At 64.8% G+C, this 1,452-nt stretch carries 3 protein-coding genes; all 3 read right to left on the bottom strand.

The annotated features are described in order from the left end of the window. Positions 1 to 421 (bottom strand): glycosyltransferase (locus ACYVDE_RS22710; protein WP_460503813.1); only part of this gene is annotated, 421 nt, incomplete at its 3' end. Next, a complete protein-coding gene (locus ACYVDE_RS22705) occupies positions 411 to 749 on the bottom strand; it encodes a YbaB/EbfC family nucleoid-associated protein (protein ID WP_460503812.1) in 339 nt (112 codons plus the stop codon). The genes ACYVDE_RS22710 and ACYVDE_RS22705, both read right to left, overlap by 11 nt. Positions 750 to 938: 189 nt before the next feature. Then, positions 939 to 1,452 (bottom strand): T9SS type B sorting domain-containing protein (locus tag ACYVDE_RS22700; protein ID WP_460503811.1); only part of this gene is annotated, 514 nt, incomplete at its 5' end.

Genomic DNA, 1,452 nt, shown 5'->3' with positions numbered 1-1,452 from the left:
CGCCGGCGTGCTCAAACAGCGTGGGGTCGGCGTGGGCGAGGATTTTGGGCTGGGCGGCGGCGATGCGCGGGTTGGCTTCGAGTAGGCCGCGCAGGGGGCGCAGCCAGCCCAGCGTTACTTCCACGTCGGAGTTCAGCAGCACGAAAAACGGGCTGTCGACCTGCGCCAGCGCCTGGTTGTAGCCTTCGCAGAAACCGAAGTTGCGCTCCAGCAGCAGTAGCTCCACGGTGGGGAAGTCGCGGGCCAGCAGCTCTATGGAGTCGTCGGTGGAGGCGTTGTCGGCCACGATGACGCGGGCGCCGTCGGCGTGGGCGAGCACGCCGGGCAGGAAGCGGGCCAGGAAACCCGCCCCGTTCCAGTTCAGAATGACAATGGCCACGTCGGCGCAGGCCCCGACGGAGGCCGTAGCGTTAGGCCCCAAAACCACTCAAATCGAGGCCGGGCACGTTGGGCATCAGGCCGCTGGTTTTGCGCTTGAGTTCCTGAGCGGCCAGCTCGGCGGCGGCGTCGAGGGCCTTGTTCACGGCAGCCACCACGAGGTCGGCCAGCATGTCGCGGTCCTGCGGGGTGAGCAGGGTTTCGTCGATTTCGAGCTTGAGGACTTTGCGGTGGCCGCTGGCCGTGGCGCGCACGAGGCCGCCGCCGGCTTCGCCCGTGGCCGTAATGTGTTGGATTTCCTGCTGGGCCTGCTGCATCTTGTCTTGCAGCTCTTTCACTTTGCCCATCATGCCGGTGAGGTCGAATGCCATGTTGGTTTCTGGTTGCTTGTTTCTGGTTTCTTGTTGTCGGTTACGGTAAAACGAGGGCCGACGGGTAGTAAACAGGAAAATGAGGGAAAAGGGTGCGTTGCGGACGAGGGGTGGGCGGTAGCTGCCGCGGCGTAATTCCCAAATTGCCGGAAAGTCAACAACCAGCAACGAGAAACCAGCTACCAGCAACTACCGGATGATGGTAACCGCACCGGAGCGTACAAACGACTGGCCGTCGTCGGTGGTCTGCTGAAAGCGCCACACGTAGCTACCCGGCACGGGCGCGCGGCCGGCAATGCGGCCGTCCCACACATCGCTGCGCTGGGTGCCGCGAAACACCTCTTGCCCGTTGCGGTCGACTACTACAAACGTGTAGTTGCCCAGATAGCGGCCCTTTACTTCGAGCACGTCGTTCAGGCCATCGCCATTGGGCGTGAAGGCCGTGGGGATGGCCAACGACGGCTGCCGCGTGACACTGGCCAGATTGGAGTAGCTGAATACGCCGGTCGGCAGCCCCGCCCCGCTGATTTGCAGGCGATAGCGAATGGTCTGGTCGGCGGGGGGAGTCAGGTCGGCATAAATGCCGCCGCTCACCGGCTGGCTGCTGCGCACGGTGCCATCGGGGGCGAGGCGCTGGAGCACGTAAGCAGCCGGCTGGCTGGAGTCGGGGCCGCTGAAGGGCGTCCAGGTGAGGTCGGCGGCT

The organism is Hymenobacter agri (assembly GCF_054778495.1).
The sequence above is the reverse complement of the archived record's forward strand: the minus strand, read 5'-3'. Positions and strand labels throughout refer to the sequence as shown.

What these genes read in the sequence shown, in the direction of transcription:
- ACYVDE_RS22705 (WP_460503812.1), bottom strand. Translation starts at nt 749, where the DNA reads ATGGCATTCGACCTCACCGGCATGATGGGCAAAGTGAAAGAGCTGCAA.